The 25,409-nt window shown below is 60.9% G+C and carries 23 protein-coding genes; 2 read left to right on the forward strand and 21 right to left on the reverse strand.

Going from position 1 to position 25,409, the window contains the following annotated elements; translation table 11 throughout:
• Positions 1-119 precede the first annotated feature (119 nt).
• The 4 genes from HMPREF9163_RS05170 to HMPREF9163_RS05185 all read right to left on the reverse strand — a co-directional run bounded on the left by HMPREF9163_RS05170 (position 120) and on the right by HMPREF9163_RS05185 (position 6,512).
• Complete coding sequence (locus HMPREF9163_RS05170) at positions 120-1,994, reverse strand: sigma 54-interacting transcriptional regulator (protein WP_009440629.1); 1,875 nt, start codon at positions 1,992-1,994, stop codon at positions 120-122.
• Between the two features lie 25 nt (positions 1,995-2,019).
• On the reverse strand, positions 2,020-3,381 hold the full coding sequence (gene rpoN / locus HMPREF9163_RS05175; RefSeq protein WP_157049421.1) for an RNA polymerase factor sigma-54: 1,362 nt from the start codon (positions 3,379-3,381) through the stop codon (positions 2,020-2,022).
• 27 nt (positions 3,382-3,408) lie between these two features.
• Complete coding sequence (locus tag HMPREF9163_RS05180) at positions 3,409-4,161, reverse strand: nucleoside/nucleotide kinase family protein (RefSeq protein ID WP_232296669.1); 753 nt, start codon at positions 4,159-4,161, stop codon at positions 3,409-3,411.
• 86 nt (positions 4,162-4,247) lie between these two features.
• Complete coding sequence (locus tag HMPREF9163_RS05185) at positions 4,248-6,512, reverse strand: anaerobic ribonucleoside triphosphate reductase (RefSeq protein WP_009440632.1); 2,265 nt, start codon at positions 6,510-6,512, stop codon at positions 4,248-4,250.
• Between the two features lie 206 nt (positions 6,513-6,718).
• Between HMPREF9163_RS05185 and HMPREF9163_RS05190 the strand changes: the two genes are divergently transcribed.
• Positions 6,719-6,976 carry a hypothetical protein gene (locus HMPREF9163_RS05190; RefSeq protein ID WP_009440633.1) on the forward strand — a complete coding sequence of 86 codons (258 nt, stop codon included), beginning with the start codon at positions 6,719-6,721 and terminating at the stop codon, positions 6,974-6,976.
• Positions 6,977-7,387: 411 nt separating this feature from the next.
• Here the strand turns inward: HMPREF9163_RS05190 and csaB are convergent, their stop codons facing one another.
• From csaB to HMPREF9163_RS05230, 8 genes are all read right to left on the reverse strand, one after another.
• On the reverse strand, positions 7,388-8,485 hold the full coding sequence (csaB, locus tag HMPREF9163_RS05195; RefSeq protein WP_009440635.1) for a polysaccharide pyruvyl transferase CsaB: 1,098 nt from the start codon (positions 8,483-8,485) through the stop codon (positions 7,388-7,390).
• A gap of 269 nt (positions 8,486-8,754) precedes the next feature.
• Entirely contained in the window at positions 8,755-10,806 is a 2,052-nt protein-coding gene (locus tag HMPREF9163_RS05200) for a DUF5693 family protein (protein WP_009440636.1), read from the reverse strand.
• A gap of 10 nt (positions 10,807-10,816) precedes the next feature.
• Positions 10,817-11,491 carry a hypothetical protein gene (locus HMPREF9163_RS05205; protein ID WP_009440637.1) on the reverse strand — a complete coding sequence of 225 codons (675 nt, stop codon included), beginning with the start codon at positions 11,489-11,491 and terminating at the stop codon, positions 10,817-10,819.
• A 10-nt stretch (positions 11,492-11,501) separates the two neighbouring features.
• Positions 11,502-12,608, reverse strand: a complete 1,107-nt coding sequence (prfB, locus tag HMPREF9163_RS05210) for a peptide chain release factor 2 (RefSeq protein WP_009440638.1) — start codon at positions 12,606-12,608, stop codon at positions 11,502-11,504.
• Positions 12,609-12,840: 232 nt separating this feature from the next.
• Entirely contained in the window at positions 12,841-15,492 is a 2,652-nt protein-coding gene (secA, locus tag HMPREF9163_RS05215) for a preprotein translocase subunit SecA (protein ID WP_009440639.1), read from the reverse strand.
• Positions 15,493-15,663: 171 nt separating this feature from the next.
• Positions 15,664-16,062 (reverse strand): putative toxin-antitoxin system toxin component, PIN family, encoded by a 399-nt coding sequence (locus tag HMPREF9163_RS05220; protein ID WP_009440640.1) that lies wholly within the window; start codon positions 16,060-16,062, stop codon positions 15,664-15,666.
• Complete coding sequence (locus HMPREF9163_RS05225) at positions 16,046-16,315, reverse strand: type II toxin-antitoxin system PrlF family antitoxin (protein ID WP_037346205.1); 270 nt, start codon at positions 16,313-16,315, stop codon at positions 16,046-16,048. The genes HMPREF9163_RS05220 and HMPREF9163_RS05225 overlap by 17 nt, the downstream gene beginning before the upstream one ends.
• Before the next feature lie 80 nt (positions 16,316-16,395).
• The gene (locus tag HMPREF9163_RS05230) at positions 16,396-17,298 is read right to left on the reverse strand and encodes a LysR family transcriptional regulator (RefSeq protein WP_009440642.1); all 903 of its coding nucleotides are present in this window, start codon (positions 17,296-17,298) and stop codon (positions 16,396-16,398) included.
• A gap of 237 nt (positions 17,299-17,535) precedes the next feature.
• Between HMPREF9163_RS05230 and HMPREF9163_RS12180 the strand changes: the two genes are divergently transcribed.
• Complete coding sequence (locus HMPREF9163_RS12180; RefSeq protein ID WP_009440643.1) at positions 17,536-17,700, forward strand: hypothetical protein; 165 nt, start codon at positions 17,536-17,538, stop codon at positions 17,698-17,700.
• Between the two features lie 272 nt (positions 17,701-17,972).
• On the opposite strand, the gene hypE is transcribed toward HMPREF9163_RS12180, so the two are convergent.
• The 9 genes from hypE to cybH all read right to left on the reverse strand — a co-directional run bounded on the left by hypE (position 17,973) and on the right by cybH (position 25,401).
• Positions 17,973-18,980: a hydrogenase expression/formation protein HypE gene (hypE, locus tag HMPREF9163_RS05240; protein WP_009440644.1), complete on the reverse strand. Its 1,008-nt coding sequence runs from the start codon at positions 18,978-18,980 to the stop codon at positions 17,973-17,975.
• The gene (gene hypD, locus HMPREF9163_RS05245) at positions 18,970-20,079 is read right to left on the reverse strand and encodes a hydrogenase formation protein HypD (protein WP_009440645.1); all 1,110 of its coding nucleotides are present in this window, start codon (positions 20,077-20,079) and stop codon (positions 18,970-18,972) included. The genes hypE and hypD overlap by 11 nt, the downstream gene beginning before the upstream one ends.
• Positions 20,076-20,315: a HypC/HybG/HupF family hydrogenase formation chaperone gene (locus tag HMPREF9163_RS05250; protein ID WP_009440646.1), complete on the reverse strand. Its 240-nt coding sequence runs from the start codon at positions 20,313-20,315 to the stop codon at positions 20,076-20,078. The genes hypD and HMPREF9163_RS05250 overlap by 4 nt, the downstream gene beginning before the upstream one ends.
• Before the next feature lie 190 nt (positions 20,316-20,505).
• Positions 20,506-22,842 (reverse strand): carbamoyltransferase HypF, encoded by a 2,337-nt coding sequence (gene hypF, locus HMPREF9163_RS05255; protein WP_009440647.1) that lies wholly within the window; start codon positions 22,840-22,842, stop codon positions 20,506-20,508.
• On the reverse strand, positions 22,839-23,372 hold the full coding sequence (locus HMPREF9163_RS05260; RefSeq protein WP_009440648.1) for a HyaD/HybD family hydrogenase maturation endopeptidase: 534 nt from the start codon (positions 23,370-23,372) through the stop codon (positions 22,839-22,841). Before HMPREF9163_RS05260 ends, hypF begins: the two co-directional genes overlap by 4 nt.
• Positions 23,369-24,040 carry a hydrogenase nickel incorporation protein HypB gene (gene hypB, locus HMPREF9163_RS05265; protein ID WP_009440649.1) on the reverse strand — a complete coding sequence of 224 codons (672 nt, stop codon included), beginning with the start codon at positions 24,038-24,040 and terminating at the stop codon, positions 23,369-23,371. Before hypB ends, HMPREF9163_RS05260 begins: the two co-directional genes overlap by 4 nt.
• 3 nt (positions 24,041-24,043) lie before the next feature.
• Entirely contained in the window at positions 24,044-24,382 is a 339-nt protein-coding gene (hypA, locus tag HMPREF9163_RS05270; protein ID WP_009440650.1) for a hydrogenase maturation nickel metallochaperone HypA, read from the reverse strand.
• Position 24,383: 1 nt separating this feature from the next.
• The gene (locus tag HMPREF9163_RS05275) at positions 24,384-24,626 is read right to left on the reverse strand and encodes a hypothetical protein (RefSeq protein WP_009440651.1); all 243 of its coding nucleotides are present in this window, start codon (positions 24,624-24,626) and stop codon (positions 24,384-24,386) included.
• 91 nt (positions 24,627-24,717) lie between these two features.
• Complete coding sequence (cybH, locus tag HMPREF9163_RS05280) at positions 24,718-25,401, reverse strand: Ni/Fe-hydrogenase, b-type cytochrome subunit (RefSeq protein WP_009440652.1); 684 nt, start codon at positions 25,399-25,401, stop codon at positions 24,718-24,720.
• Positions 25,402-25,409: the final 8 nt, after the last annotated feature.

A 25,409-nucleotide genomic window follows, 5' to 3' on the forward strand; every position in this document is an offset into this window, starting at 1 on the left:
TGCTCATCTCCACGTATTTCCTCAAAAAAACAAAGCAGAGAAACATGCTTGTTTCCCTGCTTCATTTCCAACATCTCTCTGCGCTTGTTGCTTTTTGCAACACTTTGTTGCGTCACGCGCTATTTCATATTTTTCATGCGCCGCCACAAGGTTGTACGATGGACGCCCAGACGCTTTGCCGCACGACTGAGATTGTAATGCTCCTCCGCAAGAATGCGTTGCAGGACATCGCCCTCTTCTTCCGTATGCGGCTGTGTACCGGACAGCTCCTCGCGGTCATCCTCCTCCGCTCGCCGCACATCTGCCGCTGTGATCTCCGTCCCGTCTGCAAGCAGCATAAGACGCTCCATCATGTTCTGTAGCTGGCGGATGTTGCCCGGCCATGGACGTATGCAAAGGAGCTCAACGGCTTCGTCCGAGATGCCCGTTATCTCCCCGTTCAGATGGGCAAGACGCCGCATGAGGCTCCGTACCAGAAGCGGAATGTCGGCACGGCGTTCGGCGAGCGCGGGCATGTGGATGCGCAGAATGTTCAGGCGGTAGTATAGGTCACTGCGAAACGTCCCCGCTTCTACCATGCGGGCGAGATTCTGATTCGTCGCCGCAATGACACGCACGTCGATGGGTACAATGCTCTCTCCGCCGATCGGCATAACCTCACGCTCCTGCAGGACGCGCAGTAGTCGGGTCTGGAGGAGTTCCGGCATCTCGCCGATCTCGTCGAGAAAAATCGTGCCGCCGTGTGCCAGCTCGAAAAGCCCCTGCCGGCCGCCCTTGCGCGCGCCTGTAAAGGCTCCCTCCACATAGCCGAAGAGCTCCGACTCAAGGAGGTTTTCGGGCAGTGCCGCACAGTTGACGGCAAGAAAGGGCCGCGCTTTGCGCCGGCTGCGATTGTGGATGCCCTGCGCAAGCATCTCCTTTCCCGTGCCTGATTCGCCCGTGATGAGCACGGTCGAATCCGTCCGCGCGTATTTCTCCGCCTTATGCTTCATCGTCTGACAGGAGGCTGAAACACCCTCGATGTCCTCCATGTGCCATTTCGCAACAAGCGCGCGATCTGCAAGTTTCTTGCGGATCGCGCGCTCGATCCGCTGCACCTCCGAGATGCTCTGCACGCGATAGATGCTCCCGTAGGCTGCACCGCGCACCGTAACAGGCGTGCGCTTGACAATGTATTGCTTTTGATGGAGGTGCACAATACGTTCCTCATGTGTGTGCTGCGGACGTGCAATGTCTGCGCAGAGTGCCGTCAGTCTCCGTCCCATGACCTCATAGCGCGCCCGCTGAAAGATCCGCTCCGCTTCAGGGTTGAAGAGTGTGATCTCCCCCGCCGCATTCACCGCGACGATACCGTCCTGCGACTTATCTACGACACCACGCAGGAGATTCGTTTTCAACTCGTCCTGTCCGCGCGCAAAGGCAATAAGAGAGGCAGCACCGAGTGCTTGATGGATTGCCTGCAGCCCCGAGTCAATCGCCGTCGCACACATGCCACATGAGTGTGCAATGCGCACTGAGACTGCATCACCAACAATCACATCTACCCCTGCCGATACCCCGGCACGCAGTTTTTCCTCAGCTTCCTCCGCACTGTGGATCTCGATCGGCATCACCTCGATTGGCAGGAGATCAGAGAGTTCGGTACAGCCGTAGATCATGTTTGGAAAGCCGGAAACTCCAACATGCCGTACCGCCCCCGTTGTCTCCACCGTGCGGACAGCACGCAGGATGTCCGTAAGTGACACCTGTATGTGCACGACGGGTATATCCAAAAGCCGTTCCAGGAGCTCAGCCGTGCCGCCACGGCTCACAACGACTTCATAGCCCTCTGCGCCGCCGCGCGCCACGAGTGCCTCCGCCTCGCGCAGATCCGCCTCGACCACGGTGAAACGTTCCTCCTGTCCTCGAAATTGCTCCGCGATCACGCGCCGCACTTCCTCCGCAAGCCGCGAAATCGGCGCGACAACGAGAACCTGTGCCTGCAAGTTAGCCACCTCTCATCATCTTTCTATGCATTGCTCAATATCTCCGCCGCTTTGCCGAGGAGGGGATACCGAGCTGTTCACGGTACTTCATCACAGTACGGCGCGCCGCCGCGATGCCGCGTGCGGCGAGCAGCTCCGCAATGCGCGCGTCCGAGAGCGGGGCGTGCGCGTCCTCCGCCGCGATGATCGTGCGAATTGTCGCGCGCACCGCATCTGCGCTGAGCGCCCCGTTCTCCTCTGTACCGACCGCTGCGGAGAAGAAGTCCCGCAGCGGAACAAGGCCGCGCGGCAAATCGATGTATTTATGCGCGACGGCGCGGCTGACAGTGGACTCGTGCATGGATAGGGCATCCGCAACGGTCTGCATTGTGAGCGGTCGCAGTGCCCCTGTCCCATGCAGGACGAAATCCGTCTGCCGCCGCACAAGCTCCTCCGCAACGCGGCGCAGGGTCTCGCCCCGCTGCCCGATGCTGCGGATGAGTGCGCGTGCCGCATAGATGCGCTGTGCGATGTAGTCGCGCGTCTCCGCATCCATCTCCGCCGTATTCCGATAGAGACGGGAGACGCGTAGGCGCGGCAGCTGCTCGTTGCAGACAGCGATCTCAAATCGTCCGTCTGTCACCGTAAGCCGCACATCGGGGCGGATGTAAGCGGGCGCCTCCTTCCCATAGGCACTGCCGGGCTTGGGCGAGAACGTCCGCAGGATGTCGACAGCCGTCTGCACGTCGGCAAGTGTCGCGCCCTCCGCGCGTGCAATCGCACGATAACGTCCGTCCGCAACGGTGCGCAGATGCCGCTCAATCACGCTGCGCAGCAGCCCCTCATAGATGCCTGCCCGCTCTGCCTGCAGGCGCATGCACTCAGTGAGGTCACGTGCACCGATGCCCGCCGGCTCAAAGCTCTGCAAGATGCCGAGGACGCGCTCGACCTCTGCCTCATCCACACCTATCGCACGTGCCGCCTCGGCGAGCGGCACAACGAGATAGCCGCGCTCATCGAGCGAACCGACAAGGAAGACGGCGATCGCCTTCTCCGCGCGGTCGGCAAAGCGGACATCCACCTCGCGCAGGAGCTCCTCCTCGAGCGCGAGGGCAACCGGCGCAGAGAGCTCCCGCTGCTCGTGCGCAGTCTCCGCCTCATAGAAGTCATCAGCATCATAGGGCGCGGCGAAAAAATCCCGTTCCTCTGCAAGGGAGCGTTCCGCAGCCTCGTACGTGGAGGCCGACTCCTGCACAGGATCAGCGTCCTCCATCTCAAGGAGGGGATTCTCGAGAAAGGCGTGCTCAATCTCCTCCTGCAGCTCGGGTGTCGACAGCTGCAGGATGCGGATCGCCTGCTGCAGCTGCGCAGTCATCACGAGGCTCTGCGTCTGTTTGGTCTCCTGTGTCAGCCGCAATGACAGCCCTCCTTTCATCGTTCTGCACTATCCGCGCACGAAGTCGCCGTCTGCCTCCATGCGCCAGACCTCGTCAGCTGCTCCTGCGTGCGCCGCGAAGCGCAGGACATTCGGCGCGTCGCTTCTCTCGTAGAACGCTCTCGCGTCCTCCACCGAAAGCCCGCCCTGTACCTTGCGGGCGGTGAGACGGTCACGCAGGAGTTCAGGCGACACGTCGATGCGGAGGGTGTAGTCGGCGAGGGCATGCAGATTGCACCACGGCTCCTCATCGAGCAGCAGCCAGTTCCCCTCGACGAGGAGAATGGGTGCATCCACTGTAAGCGCATCGGGACGCGGGTCGTGAATGCGGCGGTCATAGACGGGGAACTGCGTTCTGCCCTCCTTTGCCGCGCGGAGCTTTTCCGCAAGCAGCGCCACGTCGAAGGTCTCGGGCGCACCCTTGATGTTTTTCAGCGGAATCTCCGCGCCGTCCCGCAGAATCGTATGCGCGGCAAGATAACTGTTCGGGTAGTGAAAGCCATCCATCCCAAGCGCCTGTGCGGGTGTCAGCGCCGCGCGAGTGCGCGTCAGCTCCTCGAGAAATTGAAGGAGGGTAGATTTGCCCGTCGCGGGCGGCGCAGCAAGAAACACGAGGATGCAGCGTCCCGCTTTCCGCTGCATCTCTGTGAGGCGACGCAGCAGCGGCAGAAACAGCCCCTCCACCGTATCGGCGTTGTAGCGGATCTTCTGCGGCAGACCGTTCACCGTCATATCATAGGTTTGCCATTGCTTTTCATTCACTGCAATCCCACCTTTATTTGTTATTGTAGCAGAAAAAAGAGCACTCCTCAAACGCGATGTTTGCGGCGTGCTCTCTCTATTTCTCTTTAGTCCTTCATGCGCGGCACGGTCATGGTGCCGAAGGTATGCTCCTTGCGGTGGCAGTGCGGACACTCGTTCTCGATGAGACCCGTATAGCCGCAGACGGGGTCGCGGTCGACGGGGTGGTTAATGGAGAAGTAGCCCATGTCCGCATCGTGCATGGCGCGCACGACCTTCTCGAACGCCTTGACGTTCTTCGACGGGTCGCCGTCCATCTCGATGTAGGCGATGTGCCCCGCGTTCTCAAGCGCGTGGTACGGTGCCTCGATGCAGATCTTGTCGTACGCGCTGATGTCGTAGTAGACGGGGACATGACTGGAGTTCGTCATGTAGGAGCGGTCGGTGACGCCGGGGATGATGCCGTACGCCTTCTTGTTTGCACGCTGGAACTGTCCCGCTGTGCTCTCCGCCGGCGTGCCGAAGGTCGACCAGTTGCGGTGCTCCGCCTCGGTGTACGCATCGGTACACTCCCTCATGTGTCCGACGATCTTGAGCCCGAGCTCCTGCGCTGCCGCGCTCTCGCCGTGGTGCTTGCCCGTGAGGACGACCAGGCACTCGGCAAGCCCGCAGAATCCGATGGAGAAGGATGCGTGCTTGAGGAGATCCTTGATGGAGTCGACGGGGTTCGCCTTCTCGCTGTCGAGCCACACACCCTGTCCCATGAGGAACGGATAGTTGTAGACGTGCTTCTCCTCGATGATCTTCAATCGGTCGAGGAGGTAGTCATGACACAGCTCGATGTAGTAATCGTAGAGCTCCCAGAATTTATCGAGGTCGCCCTTCGCCTCGAGCGCAAGCTTCGGCAAATTGATCGTCGTAAAGGAGAAGTTGCCGCGGCTGCCCGACTGCTCGGGACCGTTGACGTTGCTCATGACGCGCGTGCGGCAGCCCATGGTCGCGACGCAGCTGTTGTAGTCGCCAGGCTTGTAGTACTGGAGGTTGTACGGCGCGTCGAGGTTGACGTAGTTCGGGAACAGGCGGCGCGCACTGACGCGGCAGGACTCGATGAAGAGGTCATAGTTCGGATCCTCGGGGTTGTAGTTGACGCCCGCCTTGAGCTGGAAGACGGAGATCGGGAAGATTGCCGTCTCGCCGTTGCCGAGCCCCTGCCAGATGGCGCTGAGCACCTCGCGGATGACGAGGCGTCCCTCGGGCGAGGTGTCCATGCCGTAGTTGATCGAGCTGAACGGCACCTGTGCGCCCGCGCGCGAGTGGAGCGTGTTGAAATTGTGGATGAGCGCCTCCATCGCCTGATGGGTCTCCTCCTCGACGCTCTCGCACGCAAGCTGATAGACGGTGTGTGCATCCGCCTCGAGTTCCTGTGCCACAGGCGTCTCGAACGCGGCGCTGTAGACAACGTTCAGCGCGCGCAGGAGTTCGGCACGCGCCTTCTCCGCGCGCTCATCATCCTGCTTCTCTGCATAGACGCAGACGGCAAAGTCGAGCTCTGCACGCAGTGCTTTCTTGAACGCCTCATGTGTGAAATGGCCGCGCCCAAGGCGGTAGAGCAGCGCCTTCCATGCCTCCTCGACAATCGCCTTGCGGAAGGACTTCTTCACGCCGTCCGCCATTGCGTAGTCAAACGCGTTGATGCTCTGCCCGCCGAACATATCGTTCTGGTTCGACTGGATCGCAATGCACGCGAGGCTCGCGTACGCGCGGATGGAGTTCGGCTCGCGCAGGAATCCGTGTCCCGTGGAGAAGCCGCCGCGGAAGAGTTTCAGCAGGTCGATCTGGCAACAGTTGAACGTGATGAGCGAGAAGTCCTTGTCGTGGATGTGGATGAAGTTCTCGCGGTCAGCGGTCGCATAGCGCTCGTCGAGGACGTAGTTGTCGACGAAGTGCTTCGCGCCCTCCGCGCCGAGCTTCAGCATGATGCCCATGGACGCGTCCGTGTTGATGTTCGCGTTGTCGCGCTTGAGGTCCGAGTCGACGGAGTCCGCGAAGAAGATGTCGCGGTAGCTCGCCATGAGGTGCTTCTGCGCAAGACGGCGCTGCGCATGGCGCTGGCGATACGTGATGTAGCGGCGCGCGATGTCGTAATGGCCGTGCGCGAGCAGCTGCTTCTCGACGAGATCCTGAATCTCCTCGACGCTGATCTCCGTGCGTGCACCGAACGCCTCCTCAACTGCCGTCGTCACCGCGTCGATCTCGAGCGCCGTCATCGGATGGACGTACTCCTTGCTCGCCGCCGCGATTGCATTGCGGATCTTCGCACGATCATAGGGCACGGCATGCCCCGCGCGCTTCGTCACCGTTGTCACTGTCATGTTTTGAACTCCTTTGTAAAACACTATATGTTGTGTTTAGTATATCGTTGTAGCAGAACATATTGTATCAGAGGATGAGGGAATTGGCAAGAAAATTTTGCGAGGGGTGCTCCCTTATTTTCCGATCCGCAAACTATACAGACAATTCTGAACCACGTTATGCTATAGGAAGAAATTTCCTCTGCAAAAAGAAAGGCGCTGTCCCCATGCGTCCCATCCTCTCCATCGGACTCATCGCCCTCCTGCTCTCCACGGCGGGCTGCGCGAATCCCGCCACCAAGGTGATCGACAAGCTGACGGATGATGAGCCCGCCACTTCGCAGCAAACGACAGAGAGCGCCCCTGCACCCGCACAGACGCAGGGGCAGGCCACCGCTCAGCAGCAGAACGCCGCCCCCGCCGCACAACAGGCACAGCCCGCAGCGCCTGCATCCACATGCACAACAGCGATCTCCTCACGTTGAAGTCACAGATCGGCGTTGGTACACAGGTGACGATTGAGGAATAAAGAAACGTGTGAGAAAAGCCGCCCCCTTGCATGGAGACGGCTTTTTCTATGGAAAATGCGTTTGTATTTTTTGCACCACAGGGTATAATACAGATGAAACGTCCTTGGGCGGGAGAAATTCCCGCGGCGGTGTCTTTCCCCCGAAGGGGGGTGAGCGGATATGTCTGAGATTGGAGCGATTCTTTTTTTGATCGTTGCCACAGGCTACATTCTCGCGATAACAAAAAAGTAACCGCCCATTCCCACAAATGAGCGGTTATAGATCATAACTTAGCGACTTTGGAAAGATGCCGTCATAGGACGTTTCTTTCTGTTTTAATTATAGCAACGATTGTATTGATTGACAAGAAGAAAATGCAACGAGAAATTACAATTTTTTCCGCACAAGCCCCATCGCGAGCTCTGCGTTGCGCGCCGCGAGTCCCCGCATCTGTGTGAGGAGATCGGCGTTCGCCGCCGTGAATTCGTGACGCGCCGCCCATTTACGGCGGACTTCCTTGAGCACACTCGCAGTCGTAATGTCCTGCAGATCGTTGACGGGCTTCTCGCCGATGGAGCGGAGGAAGCGATCAACCTTCGGATCATATGAGATGCCGATCATGGGAACGCCCATGACGCCCGCAAAGATGAGGGCGTGCAGACGCACGCCAATCATGAGATCCATGTTGGCGACGAGGGAGAGCAGCTCACTCGTACTGTACTCATCCGCGAGGACGGTGCACTCCTCCTGCGTCCATGCGGCAACGGTCTTTGCCGTCTTTACATCCTCGGGGTACTGCATGGGCAGGAAGATGACGCGCGCGCCGAGTTCGCGTACAACAGCATCGCTGATCTCGGCGAGGATTTCCTTGTAGTGCTGCCAGCCCTGCCAGTCGCGCACGGAGATGCCGACAACGGGCTTTGCCCCATCTGCGCCGCAGCTGCTGAGGATGGCGCGCCCCGCCTCACGGCCGACGGGATGGATGCCGAGTACGGGATCCGCCGTGCACTCCATCGGCGGGCGCGTGATGCCGAGGCGGCGCAGCTCCGCCATCGAGCCCTCGTCACGCACGGTGATGAGGGAGACGCGGTTGCCGAGCCAGCGCATGCAGTGGCAGGCAAAACGCCCCGTGACAGGGCCAATGCCCTGTGCATACAGCATGACCTTTTTCCCGAGGAGGAGGGCAAGCAGGATGATGCCCATGTAGTAGTAGAGGCTGCGACGACTTGTGACGTTCTGCAGGAGGCTGCCGCCGCCGCTGATGAGGAGGTCGGCGCGGCGCAGTGCACCGAGGATGCCGCCCATGTCAAAGGAGCCGACAGCGTGCACGCCGTGCCGGCGCTCGGTGTCAGCAGGGTCGGCGGTGATGACGGTGATATGAAGTTCCGGGTCCAAATCCGCGAGTACCTCGAGCATCGCCGCGAGCATGGCTTCATCGCCCGCGTTCTTTGCGCCGTAGTACCCCGATACAACGATCCGCTTCATCGGGTAGAATGCCCTCCGTTCCGTTTTCCCATTCCTATGATTGCTTCCCCCGCCGCGGCAGGGAAGGCTTTGTTATACGGTATTGCCGCACAAAATGATGCGATGCTCTGAGCGAACCCTAGTGGAGCAAGCGGAGCAGAGTGTGCGACCCGCCCCCGACGGATTTCTACCGTTCAAGCGAAGCGCGTTTGAAATCCGTCGGTATTTAGGCGGACGAGCACACGACCGCTTGCGCAACTAAGCGTTCGCGAAGAGCACGCATGAAAAGGCTATCCTTCCCTTTTCACGCGCTCCAGCAGATGATTCCATGCGGCGACAAGTGCCACAAGTACCGTGCCGATTGCACCACCGAGGAAGATGCCGCCGATGCCGCGCACAAGCGACATCTCGATCGGCGTGCGCATATGCGCAAAGGTTTCCACCATCGACCCCTGTCCGATGGTCGCGACGAGCACGAGTCCGAAGATGATCCACGTCCGCCACCTGCGCGCCGCGCCATAGAGCGCGAGCAGGAACGCAGGATGCCCGATCAGGAACTCCTTCGTGCGGGGGCGCGCGTAGAAGATCTGCTCGAGTGCCGCGCGCATCTTCAGCTCGATGCCGGGCACAGGCATGCCCGAGGTATGCCCGCTGCGCAGGACGAGCACGACGAGCGCCCCGATGAGGACGAGCCCGCCGAGGAGTGAGCCAACGCGCACGGGCGTCGCCATGATCTCGCGCAGCTGCCCAAGCACGCCCGCCGAGGCGTCGAACTGCCCGTCAAAGATGTCAAACCGCTGCATGAAGGCAATGGCGACGAGCACCATCGGCAGGACAAAGGTCAGCTTAATCCCGCGGAAGATGTCGAACTCGAGAAGATAGCGCGTGTCCGTGAGTGCACCCGAGAGATAGGACGCGCCGATCAGCGACAGCGCGCTCGTGATACCGAGCAGCACAAGACCTGCGACGAGGATACGCCACGTAGGCGCGTTCTTCTGGAAGCGCCGACCACGCAGGAGATCGAGAAGCGCAACGATGGCGAGCGTTGGAAAGAGATTTGCACTCGCAAGTGCCGCGACAACCCGCACCTTGCTCCCCGCGCCGATGAGGATCGGCATCATCGTGATGAGAGCCGCAACGGCGAAGAAGAGCAGGACGGCTTTTCTGCGGCGATTGAACGCAGGAATGACAAGCGAGAGATAGAGCACACCTGCCGCCGCAACGCCCATGATGACGAGGGCGCGCAGTACGCGCGACGGTTCATAGGAGGCGAACATGCCAGCCCGCCCGATCTTGAATCCGTGGGACTCGAGCGCCGCGCGCGTGTCTCCGAAGTACTTCATATTTGTCTCGAGGAGGCTCATGTTCGGCGCGGGTTCGTCGTAGATGCGCAGGAGGTTGATTCGGATGTTCCGCTCCTCGTCCGTCGTCACCCAGCGCTCGACGGCATCTGCGATCTTGAGCTTCTTCAGCTCGTCCTTCGGGATCGAGTAAAGGCGCGCAACATTGCCGTAGCCGACGCCCTCCGCGATCTCGTCCATGCCCTGCTGGCGGTAGAACTGCAGCTGGGTCACGCCCTCGATGAGACCGAGGGGGAGACGGCGTGCGCGCATCTCGTCGATCGTCGTCTGCAGCGCCTTCGGTGCACCGAGGGTCTCCTGCCCCGAGAACACAATCGCCGAGACCGCAATCCCATCCATGCGTGAAAATACCGCACGCACATCGTCCGGCGTGCAGTCGTGGTAGTTCGAGGGACGCGCGATCACGTCGAAGCCCGCCGCATTGACGGCGCGCAGCTCATTGGACGGCAGCCCGATGTTGCGCTTTTCAAATGCTTCGTAGTGATCCTTGACGGCGATGACCTCGTCCGCACCAACTGTGTGGACGGTGACGCGCGCCGCGCCGAAGCGGCGGAAGAGATCCTCTTTGAGCTCGGCATAGGTCACGGGGTCATGTGAAACAACGTAGATCTCCGTACCGACAATCTTGCCTTCCTCGACGAGCGCACGCCAGTGCGGGTCGGTGAGCGTTCCCGTATGGTAGGCGGCAAGGAGATCCGCGCCCTGTACTGCGTTTGCCTTCCCGTTTTTGTTGAATTTTTCAAAGGTCGTCTCGTAGACAGCGAGCGAGGTGATGCCCACTTCCCTGGCGCGGGCAAGCACATCCTCTGCGGGCAGTCCCTCACGCGCGGCGAGCTCGAGCAGCCCCTCGTAGTCGACGGCGAGCTCCACCGTGCGTGAGTTCTCCTCTACAGCGTGGCGCTCCATGCCGATCACGAGGCTCGCGATGAAGCCGACGAGGATCGCCGCCAAGAGGATCGGATGATAGTGAAATTTCTTCATGTATGATTCCTTATTTCCCCGCCGTCAGAATAACCACGCCGTCCTTCTCCTCGACGGTCTGGAACGCGAGCCCGAACGGCAGCGTGTCAGCTCGTGCGACGAGCACATCCGGGAAGAGCCCATCGAGACTCAGCACATTCAGCCCCATCCCACGCGCAGAGATACGGCGTGCCTTGTAGTAGAGGTCGCCGCTGACGATGGAGAAGCCTCCCTCAATCGTGACCTCAAAGGTCTGCCCGAACGCGCGCGTCTTTGCTGTTGTGAGGACGCTTCCCGGATGCACCGTGACGGCAACATCGGTGAATTTATCCGCTGCATTCGTAATGAGCTCGCGAATCGCGTCCGCATCGACGATGCCTCGCATCTCGACGCTCTCTGCTGCGGTGAGGACAAGCTGCTGCTCGGAGAGGAGCTGCCTCATGTCAAAGCGCAGGTTCGTGCCCGTGACGGTCAGCTCGCGCACGAACACCTTCCCGATGCGTCCCTGTCGGATGACGCCGTCCAGTGCACCGATCTCGCCGAAGACGAGGCGCGGGCTGTCCGTGATCGAGATCTGCACATCCTCCGCGCTCGTGCGGTCACGCAAGGCGTCCGTGATCATATGCGTGACCACAGTGGGAAGCGCAAAAATGCCCGCAGTGACGGCAACAACGATGGCAAGGACGACGGCTGATGCTTTCCACATGGGATTCTCCTTAAAACTCGTGATTCGCCTTTGCGTTTAGATACGCACGGATAAAGGGATCGATCTCCCCGTCCATGACCGCCTGCACGTTGCCCGTCTCGGCGTTCGTACGCACGTCCTTCACCATCGTATATGGCTGGAACACATAGGAGCGGATCTGACTGCCCCACTCGATCTTCTGCTGTACGCCCTCGAGTTTGGCGATCTCCTCTTCCTTCTTCTCCTGCTCGAGCTCAAAGAGCTTTGCACGGAGCATCTTGAGGCACTGCTCCTTGTTCTGCAGCTGCGAGCGCTCGTTCTGACACTGCACGACGATGCCCGTCGGCTCGTGCGTCATGCGAACGGCAGACGAGGTCTTGTTGATGTGCTGTCCGCCCGCGCCGCTCGCACGGAAATAGTCGACGCGCACATCGTCCATATTGATCGGGACTTCCACAGCATCGTCAATCTCGGGCATCACATCGCACGCAGAGAACGAGGTGTGGCGCCGCGCCTGCGAGTCAAACGGAGAGATGCGCACGAGGCGATGCACGCCCTTCTCGGATTTCAAAAAGCCGTAGGCATTGTGTCCCTTGATAAAGAGGGTTGCAGACTTCACGCCCGCCTCATCGCCCGGCTGCAGGTCGGCGGTCTCGACGGTAAAGCCGTGCCGCTCTGCCCAGCGCCCGTACATCCTGAGGAGCATCTGCGTCCAGTCCTGTGCCTCCGTGCCGCCCGCGCCCGCATGGAGCGTGAGGATGGCGTCGTTTGCGTCGTAGTCGCCCGAGAGCAGTACCTCGAGCTGGAGTGTCTCAAGCCCCTCGGCAATGAGGGTCAGCTCCGCGCGAATGTCACCCTCCATCGTAGGATCGTTCTCCTCGATGCCCATTTCATAGAGTGTCTCGGCATCCTCGTATTTTGCCTTGAGCTCCTCATAGGTATCGACGCCGCCTTTGAGCGCGGCGAGCTCCTGGTTCAGCTTTTGCGCCGCCGCCGCATCGTCCCAGAAGGACGGCTCGCTCATCTTGTACTCGAGCTCGGCGATCTTCTCCTCCTTCGCGGGGATCTCCAGAGAGATGCGCATCTGATCGAGCTTTTCGCCCAGATCATTCAGTATCGGTTTCAGATCTTCCAGCATTGTTTTTTCCTTAGTTTCTTAATTTATCTTCGTATAAGACTGACACGAGGTAGTATTGCCCAAAAGCGAACCCTAGTGGAGCAAGTGAGTAAAGCGGGCGTTTCGCCCCCTGCGGATTTCTTTCGTTCAAGCGAAGCGCGTTTAAGAAGTCCGCAGGTATTTAGGCGAATAAGCACGCGATCACTTGCGTAACGAGGCGTTCGCGTTGGGCATACTCCGCGAGCCCTATCTCTTATTTCCCTTTCCCGTGACAGTTCTTATACTTCTTGCCGCTGCCGCAGGGACACGGGTCGTTGCGCCCGACCTTCTTGCCGTCCTCGTCCTTCTTCGCACTCTTTGCCTCGGCGGGAACGGACTCGTCGCCGTGCGAGGCACGTGCAGTCGAGAGGTGATCTTCGAGCTTCGAGCGCTCGCGTGCAAGCAGCTGCTCGGCGCGGCGCTGTGCCCCCTCGTCCATAACGGGCGCGGGACGCGGCGTGCCGTCTGCGGAGACAGGTGCCTCTGCCTGTGCCGCTGCAGCCTGCGGGGTGACGATGCTCACATGGTACATGAGGGAGGCAATCTGATCCATGATGGACGCCTCCATCTCCTCGAACATCGTGAGTGCCTCGATCTTGTACTCGACAAGTGGATTGCGCTGTCCATACGCACGCAGGTTAATACCCTCACGCAGCATATCCATGTGGTCGAGGTGATCCATCCACTTCTGATCGACAACGCGGAGCATGACGACCTTCTCGAGCTCGCGCATATTCTCCTCGCCGAACATCAGCTCACGTGAGCGGTAGCCCTCCTCCGCGACCTTCTCGAGTTCCTCCTGGATCTCGTCGCGCGCCAGCGCCTCGAGCTCTGCCTTCTTGAGGCGACCCTTCGGCGCGTACACCTTCTCGGCGTCCTCGATGAGGGCGTCCAGCTGCCATTCCTCGGGGTAGAGCTTTTCGTTCGCGTACTGCGTCATCTCGTCCTTGATGATGTGCTTCACCATGGCGAGGATGTTCTCGCGCAGATTCTCGCCGAGCAGGATCTTCTTGCGCTCGCCGTAGATGACCTCGCGCTGCTGGTTCATGACATCGTCGTACTCTAGGACGTGCTTGCGGATGTCGAAGTTGCGCGCCTCGACCTTCTTCTGCGCGTGCTCGATGGAGCGCGTGATGATCGCGTGCTCGATCGGCTCGTCCTCCTCCATGCCGAGGCGATCCATGATGCCCGCAATGCGGTCGGAGGCAAAGAGCCGCATCAGGTCGTCCTCAAGCGAGAGGAAGAACTTCGACGCACCGGGGTCGCCCTGACGCCCCGAACGTCCGCGCAGCTGATTGTCAATGCGCCGCGATTCGTGGCGCTCTGTACCGACAATGTATAGCCCGCCGAGTGCCTCGACGCCCTCGCCGAGCTTGATGTCCGTGCCGCGTCCCGCCATGTTCGTCGCGATCGTGACCGCGCCCTTCTGCCCGGCGTTTGCAACGATCTCGGCTTCCTTCTCGTGGAATTTCGCGTTCAGCACGACGTGCGGGATGCCGTTCCTTTTCAGGACATTCGACATCTCCTCGGACTGCGTGATCGAGGTCGTGCCGATGAGGATCGGCTGCCCCGTCTCGTGAATCTCCTTGACCGCGCGTCCGACGGCGCGGTATTTCGCCGCCTTCGTCTTGTAGATGACATCCGCCTCGTCGATGCGCTGGATGGGCTTGTTCGTCGGGATGACAATGACGGGGAGGTTGTAGATCTTGAGAAATTCGTTTTCCTCCGTCTTTGCCGTGCCCGTCATGCCCGCGAGCTTGTCGTACATGCGGAAATAGTTCTGAAAGGTGATGCTCGCGAGCGTCTGCGACTCGCGCTGAATCTTGACGCCCTCCTTCGCCTCGATTGCCTGATGCAGACCATCGGAGTAGCGGCGCCCCTCCATCAGGCGTCCCGTAAACTCATCGACAATGACGATTTCGTCGCCCTTCACCACGTAGTCGCGGTCGCGGTGCATGAGTGCCTTTGCGCGCAGCGCCGCCGTAAAGCAGTGCGAGAGCTCGATGTTCTCGGGCGCATAGAGGTTCGTGATGCCGACGATTTTTTCAATCTTCGGCACGGCGGAGTCGGCGGGCGCGACGGTCTTCTGCTTCTCGTCGACCGTGTAGTCCTCGCCCTCCTTCAGATGGCGTACCGCCTCCGCCATGACGCGGTAGTTGTCCGTGGACTTCGTGCCGGGGCCGGAGATGATGAGCGGCGTGCGCGCCTCGTCGATGAGGATGGAGTCCACCTCGTCGACGATCGCATAGTGCAGGGGGCGCTGTACCATCTGTCCCTCGGAGAGCACCATGTTGTCACGCAGGTAGTCAAAACCGAACTCGTTGTTCGTGCCGAATGTCACGTCTGCGGCATACGCCGCCTTGCGCTCGGGGAAGTCCATGTTGTGTGCGATCAGACCGACCGAGAGCCCGAGGTAGCGATAGAGCTTGCCCATCCACTCACTGTCGCGGCGTGCGAGGTAGTCGTTGACCGTGACCATGTGGACGCCCTTGCCCGCGAGTGCGTTGAGGTAGACCGCCGTGGTCGCGACGAGGGTTTTGCCCTCGCCTGTGCGCATCTCGGCGATGCGACCCTCGTGGAGGCAGATGCCGCCGATCAGCTGCACGTCGAAGTGGCGCATGCCGAGCACGCGGCGCGAGGTCTCGCGCACGACGGCGAACGCCTCGGGCAGGATTTCCTCCATCGTTACGCCTTCTGCGAGCTGCTCGCGGAATTTCCGCGTGTAGCCCGTCAGCTTGTCATCCGTGAGGTTCATCATCGTGGGCTCAAGCGCGTTGATCTGCTCCACGATCTCACGGTAGCGCGCGATCTCCTTGTCATTGTTGTCGCCAAGGAAGCGTTTTAGAATCGAAGATATTCCGAACAAGTAGTTTCACACTCCTGTGTCTGATAATAGCGTAATTAGCTGTTGAAAGACAGTATTCGTTTCATTATAACACAAAGCCCCCGCCTTTGCATAGGGAATATACAAAGACGGGGGCGGGAGGGAATTGCAAGACGGAATTGGTTGAGTAGACTGCGATGGAAAAGATTGCTTCTACGCTTCAATCCCCTCGTGCATGAGGAAGTCAGCCGCCGTCATACAGGTGGGACGCACGATCGCAAGGCTGAGAAAGTCCTTATCACCCGTAAGAATCACATCCACATTCGATGCGATTGCGGCATTGAGAATCGGCTGATCCTTCGCGTCCCGAATGCGCTCAGATGTGCGTTCCTCCTCGGGAATCAATTCATATGCCATCGTAGCAAGAAGCTCCTCCGCGGCCGCCAAATACCTCACAGCCTTACGCTGCAAAATCTCACGCAACTCACTCACATTGCGTTCGCACAAGACAACATGATGATGCTCCACAGCATGAATCAGTGCGAGCGCAGGCTTGGAGCGCGGGAAGAGGAGCGCTGAGAACAGGACATTCGTATCAATCAGTATCCGCATAGCGCACTCCGCAGCGCAGTTCATCGACAAGCGCCTGCACCTCATCCTCACTATGTACGCCCATATCCTCGGCCGCACCGGCAAACGCTTCCTGTGCCCGTTGGATTGCCGCTGTCGAGGCGTTGCTCACAACGATTTCGCCGCCATGTGTTTGAAAAAAGAGGATCTTATCACCGGATTTTAGCTTGAGCATACGCCGGATTTCGAGGGGAACCGTAATCTGACCGCGCGCGGAAACTTTCGCCAAATTCATAAGAAACACCTGCCTCTGCATCGTGAGATAAAAGCGCTCGTTCTATCCAATCATAGCCCCTCGCAGCCGAAATGTAAAGATCAGCGTCCCTTCTTCCCGCCGCCCAGCAGCTCCTTCGTCAGGCCGCGCAGGTAGTTCATGACGAGGCGCACGTCGTCGAAGGTCTGGCGTCCCTTCTTCGTGACGAGCCCGCTGTTGATGAAGATCGGATCGATGAGCGGGATCTGGACGAAGTTGTCCGACGGGAGTACCGACGGCCGTGCGAGGAAGGTCGAGCCGATGCCCGCGTGCACGAGATTCTTGACCGTGTGCAGATAGGGCGAGTAGTGGATGACATTCGGCTTCTCGCCCATGCGCCCGTATGCGTCCTGCACGAGGCGGTCAACGAAGAAGTTGCTGTCGAGCATGATGAGCGGCTCGTCCCGCAGGTCTGTAATACTGAGTGAATGCCGCTCCGCAAACGGATGGTCGGGGCGCGTGACAAAGGTGCACTCGCAGTCGAAGAGCTTTGCATAGGAGAGGCGCGCGCTGAAATCGACGGTGTAGTTCGTCAGCGCAAAGTCGAGTTTTTCCTCCTCGACCATCTGCAGGGCGCTCACGCCGCCCGTCTCGATGATCTCGAGGTCGATCTCGGGATGATCGCGGCGGAAGTCGCCGAGGATGTGCGGCAGGAAGACGACGCCGAGCTGCAGCGGCATTGCAATCCGCACCTTCGCATGACGGTGTGCCATGTCGCGAATCTCACCGTCCAGGCGCGCGACCTCCGTGAGGATGTACGAGACCTTGCCGAGGAGTTTCGCGCCGTCCGCCGTGACCGTGATCTTACGTCCCTCGCGGTGGAACAGGTTCAGCCCCGTCTCCGCCTCGAGCGCCTGCATGGCGACCGTGACGGTCGGCTGCGAGACGTGCAGATGCTCTGCCGCCTTCGTGATGTTCTGCCATTGGCAGACCTCATAGAAATACCGCATTTGTACCAACGTCATCCGATCATCTCCCTTTGCCCGGATGCGGGCGTCATCTTGCTTACAATTCGAAAAAACTATGTCGCTTATTAGTTTACTATATATGTCGATAAAAGAATAGTATAAAAGTCACACTTAGATAAAATATTTTTATAGGGATAGACTATTATTTTATCATGAAGAAATATTTTTATTTATGCGGAAAACGTGCTAAGGTAAGGTCACTACAGAGATACGAAATAGAAAAGGGGCATTGAGATGGCAGTATATTTTGCAGATGCGGTGGAGCGTTTCGTAGAGGACATGCTTGAGGCAAACGCAGACAATCTGAAGGCGTTCGAGACAAAGACGGGCGTGTATTCCAACGTCGACCCGGACACGCATCACGATGTCCAGATTCCCGACGTGCATCTCACAAAGTAACCTACTATCATCCTACTACAGATAGATAAGGGAAAAAGCGGGCGGCTGACCACTGCCCGCTTTTTTCGTGCGCGGAAAACAGGACACGCAACGATCAGCTTCCCCCGCCGAAGCGGGGGAAGTGGCACGCCATAGGCGTGACGATAGGGGCGCTTGTGGCTATTTCGACTCTCTGACGGTAGATAGCCTATGTCGCTCATGGCGCCCCTTCCACCATGCTGCGCATGGTTCCCCTCCCCCGTGTCGCACGGGGGAGGCGGTAGGTCGCCCCCTCAACAAATGCGTGGTACAAGCTCCCCAAGCGGAAGATCGACGACGCGGATGCCGCCGAGCGCGGTGCGCAGCCCCACTTCGCCCGGTGCCTCCGCCGTTGTGTGTCCAATGACGCACGCCGCACGCCCATGCGGGTCGGCGTGCATGACATCCAGCAGGCGTGCCGTGTCCTCGGGCGGGACGAAGGCGAGGAGCTTGCCCTCGTTTGCAAGCGTGAGCGGGTCGAATCCGAGGAGATCGCAGACCCCCTGCACGGCGGGATGCACGGGGATCGCGCCCTCCTCGAGGAGAATGCCGACGCCCGCCGCTCCTGCAAGTTCGTTCAGCGACGCCGCAACGCCGCCGCGCGTCGGATCGCGCAGGACAGCAATGGAGGGTGCCGCCGCGAGCATCGCCGCCGTCATGTGGCAGAGCGGTGCGCTGTCGCTCATGATCCCCTCCGGCAGCGTGAGATTGTGCCGCGCCGCCATGACCGTTGCCGCATGATCGCCGAGCGTGCCAGAGGCGATGATGTCCATGCCCGGTTTGATATTCACGGGGGCAATGTCCACACCCTCAATCATCTCACCAACACCCGCCGTATTGATATAGATACCGTCCCCGCAGCCGCGCGGCACGACCTTTGTATCGCCCGTCACGATGAGGACGCCCGCCTCATCTGCCGCCGCGCGAATATCGCGCACGATGCGGCGCAGGGTCTCGATGGGGAAGCCCTCCTCGAGGATGACGGCGAGCGAGAGCCAGCGCGGTACTGCGCCCGTCATTGCGAGATCGTTGACCGTCCCGCAGACGGCGAGCCGCCCGATGCTCCCGCCCGGGAAGAAATGCGGCTGCACGACATAGGAGTCCGTCGTAAACGCCGCGTGTCCCGCGAGCGGCAGGACAGCGCCGTCATGCAGCGTATCGAGAATCGTATTGCCGAGCTCCGGCAGCACAACCTCCTCCATCAGCGCGTGACTCATCTGTCCGCCCGCCCCATGTGCGAGCGTAATGACCTCATGCTCCATAGCGGAACCTCCCTCCCCCATATTTATACCATGCAGCGCACGTCCCCTCAACCGAGACCATGCACGGCCCTATGGCGTGCTCCGGCACACACGCCTTGCCGAAAAGATTGCAGTCACGCGGCACAATCGCCCCGCGCAGCACCTCGCCGCAGCGGCAGCCGTGGCGCCCGTCCCCCACAGTCTCCACCGAGAGCGGGCGCACGCGTGCAAAGTCAAATGTCGCGTACTCCTCGCGCATGGCAAGCCCCGAGGCGGGAATCTCACCCAGTCCGCGCCAGCGCACCGTCGCAGGTTCATAGACACGCTCGATTGCCGCACGCGCAACGGGATTGCCCGCAGGGCGCACAACCGTCTCATAGGCGTTCTCGATGCGCGCCTCCCCCGCCCCGATCTGGCGCACGAGCAGCTGAATCGCGCGCAGGATCTCAAGCGGCTCGAATCCGCCCACAACCCCCGGCACAGAGTAGTCCCGCGCAAGGAACTCGAACGTCTCCGTCCCCGTCACCACCGAGACGTGTCCCGGCAGGAGGAAGCCGTCAACATGCGTCTCCCCGCCGTCGAGAAGCGCGCGCATGACGGGCGGCACAAGCTTCTGCGCCGAAAAGAGGAAGATGTTCCGAATCCCCTGCGCCTCTGCCGCGAGCACCGCCGCCGCCTCGGTCGGTGCCGTCGTCTCAAAGCCGACGGCGAGGAAGACAACCTGTTTCGTCGGATTCTCCGCCGCAATCGTGAGTGCATCAAGCGGCGAGTAGACGATGCGGACATCCGCACCTGCCGCCTGCGCCTCGGCAAGGCTCGAACGCGTGCCGGGCACCTTCAGCATATCGCCAAACGTCGTGATGATGACATCCTCCATCCCCGCGTACGCAATCGCCGCGTCGATGTAATCGTCCGCCGTTACGCAGACGGGGCATCCGGGTCCTGAGACGAGCTCCACCTCCTCGGGGAGAATCTGACGCAGTCCCGCGCGAAAGATCGCAACCGTATGCGTCCCGCAGACCTCCATCAGGCGGATGCGCTTTCCGTGCGTGCCGACAATATCGCGCAGCTCTGCGATAATTTCCGCCGCACGTGTCTGCGTGTCCTGCGCGCTCCTCATGGGATACTCACCACCGTACGCGGTGCACCGCGCATCTCCGCACGCAACGCCTCGATCCGCTCCGCCTCGTCCGCCTCGACGATCTGCATCGCAAAGCCCGCGTGGACGAGCACATAGTCGCCAATCGCCGCCTCGGGCAGCAGCATGAGGCTCGCCGCGCGGCGCACCCCGTTCACCTCCACCGAGGCAAGCTGATCCTGTATCTCAACGACTTTCGCCGGAACTGCTAAACACATAGTTTCTCCTTTATCTTAACCCATCATGGGGATGTATCATCCTATCGTTATGCTGCACCCAATCGTTCAAGGCGCCCCTTCCACCGCTTCGCGGTTCCCCTCCCCCGTGTCGCACGGGGGAGGCTTTTTATATCGTGCTGCCGTGCGCTGCTGTCAGCGGCACAAACACACTGTACTAGCCGCTTTTTCCTCACATTCCCATCCTTGCCAACGCGACCGTCGCCTGTCCGTACGCAATCCCACCATCGTTCGGCGGCGCAGCGTGCGGCAGAAGCACGCGGAAATCCGCGAGATACGCAAGCAGCTCCTCAAGGAGCAGCGCGTTCTGAAACACGCCGCCCGAGAGCACCGCCATGCGCAGCCCTGTGAGCGCCGAGAGCAGATGCAGCACCTCTGCGACCGCCGCCGCCATTGTCACATGGAAGTCGAGCGCACGCCCCGCACGTTCTTCCGCCGAGATGCACTCCACACCGTCCGCAAGCGCTGCGAGCACGGGCAGGAAGTCCACCGTGATCGGCGCCGCCGTTAGGTTCACATGATAGGGGAGGATAACGCCCGCGCGCCGCGCACGCCGTGCAAGCAGCTCCAGCCCAATCGCCGCCTGCCCCTCGTACGCATTCACGCGGCACACGCCGAGGAGAGCCGCCGCCGCATCGAAGAGACGCCCCGCACTCGACGTCAGCGGTGCATTCACCCCCGCCGCCGTCGCCTGCACGAGCAGCTCCCAGCCTGCGGGAAGCGCCTCAATAAATTTCGGCGCGCGCCGGGCAATTTCCTCCCCGTACATCGTATGCAGTACCCAGAGCGCAAGCCGCCACGGCTCTTTTGCCGCGCGGTCGCCGCCCGGCAGCGGGAGATAGGCGAAATGTGCTCGCCGCTCGTAGTCCCTCATATCCGCCGCGAGGAACTCCCCACCCCACGAAGCCCCGTCCGCGCCGTAGCCTGTCCCGTCGAGCGCGACACCGAGGACGCGCTCCCGCACATCATGCTCTGCGAGCACCGCTACAATATGCGCGTGATGATGCTGAACACTGACGAGCGGCAGCCCCTCGTGCGCCGCACGCGCACGCATATACTGCGTCGAGAGATAGGCGGGATGGAGATCAGCGGCGAGCAGTGCGGGGCGCACCTCGAAGAACGCCTCGTAGTGCGCGATCGTCTCCTCGTAGGAGCGGAGCACGGCATGCTCCATCAGGTCGCCGATGTGCTCGCTCAGAAACGCCTCCTGCCCGCGCGTCAGGCAAAAGGTATTCTTTAGCTCCGCCCCGCCCGCAAGCACCGATGTCCCCCCATCAAAGGGCAGCGCGAGCGGCGTCGGCGCAAAGCCCCGACTGCGGCGTACGATCTGACGCCCGCCCACCGTCATGCGCAGGACGGAATCGTCCACGCGGTGCACGATCTCCCGATTGTGCACGAGAATCGCATCCGCAATCCCCGCAAGGCCGCGCACGGCAATGTCATCCTCGTAGATGATCGGCTCACCACTGAGATTTGCGCTCGTCATCACCCAGAGATCATCCTCCGCAAGCAGGAGGAGATGCACGGGCGCATACGGCAGGAGCACGCCGAGGTATGCGTTCCCCGGCGCAACACTCTCCGCCGCCGGGTTCCGTGCATCGGCGCGCCGACGCAGAAGGACAATCGGTGCAGCAGGCGATGTCAGCCAACGCTCCTCCTCATCCGACACCGTGCAGAGTCCCCGCACCGTCTCCATACTGCCCGCCATCACGGCGAGCGCCTTCGCCTCGCGCCGCTTGCGCTGTCTGAGCCGCGTGACCGCCGCCTCGCTGCGCGCATCGCACGCGAGATGATAGCCGCCGATGCCCTTGACGGCGACAATGCCGCCCTCTGCCACAATGCGCCGCGCCGCCGCAAGCGGGTCACCCGCTGCCTCCGCCTCGTCCACGAGGAGACGATAGGAGGGGCCGCACGCCCCGCACGCATTCGGCTGCGCGTGAAAGCGGCGGTCGGCGGGATCATCATACTCGTGCTGACATGCGGGGCACATCCGAAACGGAGCCATCGAGGTCAGCGGCCGATCGTAGGGCACACCGCGAATGATGGAGTAGCGTGGCCCGCAGTTCGTACAGTTCGTAAAGGCGTAGCCATGCCGCCGATCTGCCGCAGAGAGGATCTCACGCCGACAGTCCGCACAGACCGCAAGATCGGGCGAGACGAGCGTCCGTGCCGCCGCCCCCTGCGGGCTCTCCAGAATGCGGAACGCCTCCTCCCCCTGCGACGGAATATCCGTGAACGTCACCGCCGTCACCGACGCCGCAAGCGGCGCCTCCGTGCGCAGGGCATCTGCAAAGGCGTCGAGTGTCGCCGCCGTGCCCTCCGCCTCGATCCCGACGCCCGCGCTGTCATTCAGCACCCAGCCGCTAAGATCGTATTTTGCAGCGAGCCGATAGACGAAGGGACGAAAGCCCACGCCCTGCACAATCCCTGAGACACGAAAGGCGCGCCTTTCCCGCGCGCCCCCGTTCACGGGGCTCTGCCCCGGCGGCGTATGTCCACAATCCGTCATGCCGTCTGCCTGCGCGGCACACTGCGCTCCTTCGGAATAACGCCGAAGCGCACGAGCTCCTCCACCGCACGATGCGCAAAGGAGGGGAGCGCCGCCGCCATCTCGGGGCTGAGCGTCAGCCCCGCCGTCAGCTCATAGGGCTGCATACCGAGCACAACGACGTTCGGAATCGACCGCCCCGTCACCGTCAGCCACGCGAGCACGTCCTGAATCCCAATCTCGTGCGAGGACATCTTCTCCTGAAAATGCGCCATCACCGCATCGTTCTCGAAGCGGTAGACCGTTCCAGGCGCGGCGTCACCCGCAACAGCGTCGAGGATGAGCAGCTTCTCCGTGCCCGTCACGAAATGCAGCAGCTCGGGGCCAAGCGTCCCGCCGTCGAGTAGCCGCACCTCCTGCGGGAAGGAGTAGTGTTCCTCGAGATACTCCATCGCACGCACGCCGAAGCCCTCGTCGCGCAGGATGATATTGCCGATCCCGAGCACCGTCACAGGCGCAACGGGAACAATTTCGTCATAGATGCTCTTCACTGCTGCCCTCCTCCGTGCTTCTTTGCTGCAATCTCCGCGCGCAGCCAATCGTACCACGCCGCAAGACCCTCGCCCGTCCGACACGAAATCGGCAGAACAGAGATCCCGGGGTGGAGCGCCGTAATGTCCGCGCGCGCCGCCTCCATATCGAAATTCGTATAGGGCAAGATGTCCACCTTGTTGAGGAGTGCAACTGCCGACTCCTTGAAGATCAGCGGATATTTCAGCGGCTTGTCATCCCCCTCCGTGATGCTGAGCGCGACCGCCTTCCGATCCTCACCGAGCGCAAACTCGGCGGGGCAGACGAGGTTACCCACGTTCTCGATCACGATGAGGTCGAGCGCCGTGAGATCGAGTTTCTCCAGCGCCGCCGCTACCATCGCCGCATCCAGATGGCAACCGCCGCTCGTGTTAATCTGCACGACAGGGGCGCCGCAGCGTTCAATGCGCGCCGCATCCTTCGTCGTGAAGAGATCGCCCTCGATCACCGCCATGCGCAGCTCTTTGCCGAGCGCCGTGAGGGTCTGCTCGAGCAGCGAGGTCTTGCCGCAGCCGGGCGATCCGAGGAGGTTCAGCGCGTAGATCCCGTGCCGCGCAAAGAGCGCCGCGTTCTCCGCTGCCGCCGCCTCGTTCCTGCCGAGGATGTCCGCCTTTACAACTACCTTCATATCCTATTCCATCTCTATATAGTCCACGCGCATCTCGCGCCCGCCGACGATTTCCATGCCGCCGCCGCAGTTGGGGCAGAGATAGTCCTGCGGCCGTATGTGCCGCTCTCTGCCGCAGTCATGACAGCGCCCCGTGAGCGGAACGCGCTCCCATGTCAGCGCAGCGTTCTCTGCAATCGTCCCGCGGATGACCGAAGAGAACGCAAGAGAGAGCGCCTCCGTCTCCACCCCCGAGAGTTCCCCGAGGCGGAGATGGATGCGCTCAATCCGCTGTGCCGCGTGTGTGCGCGCATGGTCGAGGGCGATATCGAGGATGCCCTCGGCAATCGCCATCTCGTGCATCCTAGAGCTCCGCCGAGAGACCGTGCGCGGCAAAGGTGCTGATGAGCTCCGTCATCTTCGTCTTTGCCGGGTCATAGTCCACCGTCGTCTCCCCGTCATGCGTATGGATATGCACATAGAGCACACCCGCAAGACCAAGAAGCGCCTTCTCCACAGCGGCGGCATTCTCCTCCGTATAGCCCTTCACAAAAAACTGCAAATGCGTCGTGCTCTCCGCGAGCCCGCAGCCGCATTCCTTACACATAGTTTACTCCTTTATTTCCAAATCAACGTACTTGATGAAGCGCCTCCCCCGTCGAAACGGGGGAAGCTAATATCGCGCCCCCAATGCACCTCTACTCCACATCCCTCGCATCAACAGGCGTGTGTCGCAGGAGCTTCGAGCCTGCGAACATGCTCGATACCTCCGCCTCGCCCTCCATGAACTCGGCACGCACAACCATGTAGAAGTGCCCGATCGCGAAGAGGATAATCGCCCACGCCGTATAGTGGTGGACGAAGTGCGACATAAACTCGTTGCCGAGCATGCGGTTCACCCACCCGAACATGATGCCGCCGGGGGCAAACGGCTCTGTCATATAGTACATGGCAAAGCCCGTGAGCACCTCGATGGCAACGAGCACATACAGCCCTGCATACGAGGCGCGCGCCAGCGGATTGCGCAGGAACGGCTCATGCGACGGCTTGATGAGCATGTAGTGCAGCCCAACGTCCATCATGTCGCGGTAATACTGCTTTTTCCAGAAATGCGGGAAGAGGCGGTCGCCGCGATTGATGATGAAACCGTAGACGCGCCCAATGAAGCCCGCACAGAACGCAAACGCCGCAATGAAGTGGATGTTGCGCACGAGGTTCATGAGGAGCGGCGTATTCGTCGGCTCCGAGGCGAGGATCACGGGCGGCTTCGTGATGAGAAAGCCCGTGATAAAGAGGACGATGATCGCAATGACCATCAGCCAGTGAAAGATACGCAGAAAGGGACTAAAGAGGTAGTACTCCTGCCGCTGTTCTTTTTTCATGCGGATCG

It is taken from the genome of Selenomonas sp. oral taxon 138 str. F0429 (genome assembly GCF_000318175.2).
GTDB classification, from domain to species: Bacteria; Bacillota; Negativicutes; order Selenomonadales; family Selenomonadaceae; genus Centipeda; species Centipeda timonae.

Excerpts from the sequence above, each read along its gene's own strand:
- HMPREF9163_RS05190 (WP_009440633.1), top strand. The coding sequence starts at position 6,719 with ATGCGTCCCATCCTCTCCATCGGACTCATCGCCCTCCTGCTCTCCACG.
- HMPREF9163_RS05250 (WP_009440646.1), bottom strand. The coding sequence starts at position 20,315 with ATGTGTTTAGCAGTTCCGGCGAAAGTCGTTGAGATACAGGATCAGCTT.
- hypE (WP_009440644.1), bottom strand. The coding sequence starts at position 18,980 with ATGGAGCATGAGGTCATTACGCTCGCACATGGGGCGGGCGGACAGATG.
- hypF (WP_009440647.1), bottom strand. The coding sequence starts at position 22,842 with ATGACGGATTGTGGACATACGCCGCCGGGGCAGAGCCCCGTGAACGGG.
- hypB (WP_009440649.1), bottom strand. The coding sequence starts at position 24,040 with ATGAAGGTAGTTGTAAAGGCGGACATCCTCGGCAGGAACGAGGCGGCG.
- HMPREF9163_RS05200 (WP_009440636.1), bottom strand. The coding sequence starts at position 10,806 with ATGAAGAAATTTCACTATCATCCGATCCTCTTGGCGGCGATCCTCGTC.
- cybH (WP_009440652.1), bottom strand. The coding sequence starts at position 25,401 with ATGAAAAAAGAACAGCGGCAGGAGTACTACCTCTTTAGTCCCTTTCTG.
- HMPREF9163_RS05205 (WP_009440637.1), bottom strand. The coding sequence starts at position 11,491 with ATGTGGAAAGCATCAGCCGTCGTCCTTGCCATCGTTGTTGCCGTCACT.
- csaB (WP_009440635.1), bottom strand. The coding sequence starts at position 8,485 with ATGAAGCGGATCGTTGTATCGGGGTACTACGGCGCAAAGAACGCGGGC.
- HMPREF9163_RS12180 (WP_009440643.1), top strand. The coding sequence starts at position 17,536 with ATGGCAGTATATTTTGCAGATGCGGTGGAGCGTTTCGTAGAGGACATG.
- HMPREF9163_RS05185 (WP_009440632.1), bottom strand. The coding sequence starts at position 6,512 with ATGACAGTGACAACGGTGACGAAGCGCGCGGGGCATGCCGTGCCCTAT.
- hypA (WP_009440650.1), bottom strand. The coding sequence starts at position 24,382 with ATGCACGAGATGGCGATTGCCGAGGGCATCCTCGATATCGCCCTCGAC.
- HMPREF9163_RS05225 (WP_037346205.1), bottom strand. The coding sequence starts at position 16,315 with ATGAATTTGGCGAAAGTTTCCGCGCGCGGTCAGATTACGGTTCCCCTC.
- HMPREF9163_RS05220 (WP_009440640.1), bottom strand. The coding sequence starts at position 16,062 with ATGCGGATACTGATTGATACGAATGTCCTGTTCTCAGCGCTCCTCTTC.
- hypD (WP_009440645.1), bottom strand. The coding sequence starts at position 20,079 with ATGAGGAGCGCGCAGGACACGCAGACACGTGCGGCGGAAATTATCGCA.
- HMPREF9163_RS05230 (WP_009440642.1), bottom strand. The coding sequence starts at position 17,298 with ATGACGTTGGTACAAATGCGGTATTTCTATGAGGTCTGCCAATGGCAG.
- prfB (WP_009440638.1), bottom strand. The coding sequence starts at position 12,608 with ATGCTGGAAGATCTGAAACCGATACTGAATGATCTGGGCGAAAAGCTC.
- HMPREF9163_RS05275 (WP_009440651.1), bottom strand. The coding sequence starts at position 24,626 with ATGTGTAAGGAATGCGGCTGCGGGCTCGCGGAGAGCACGACGCATTTG.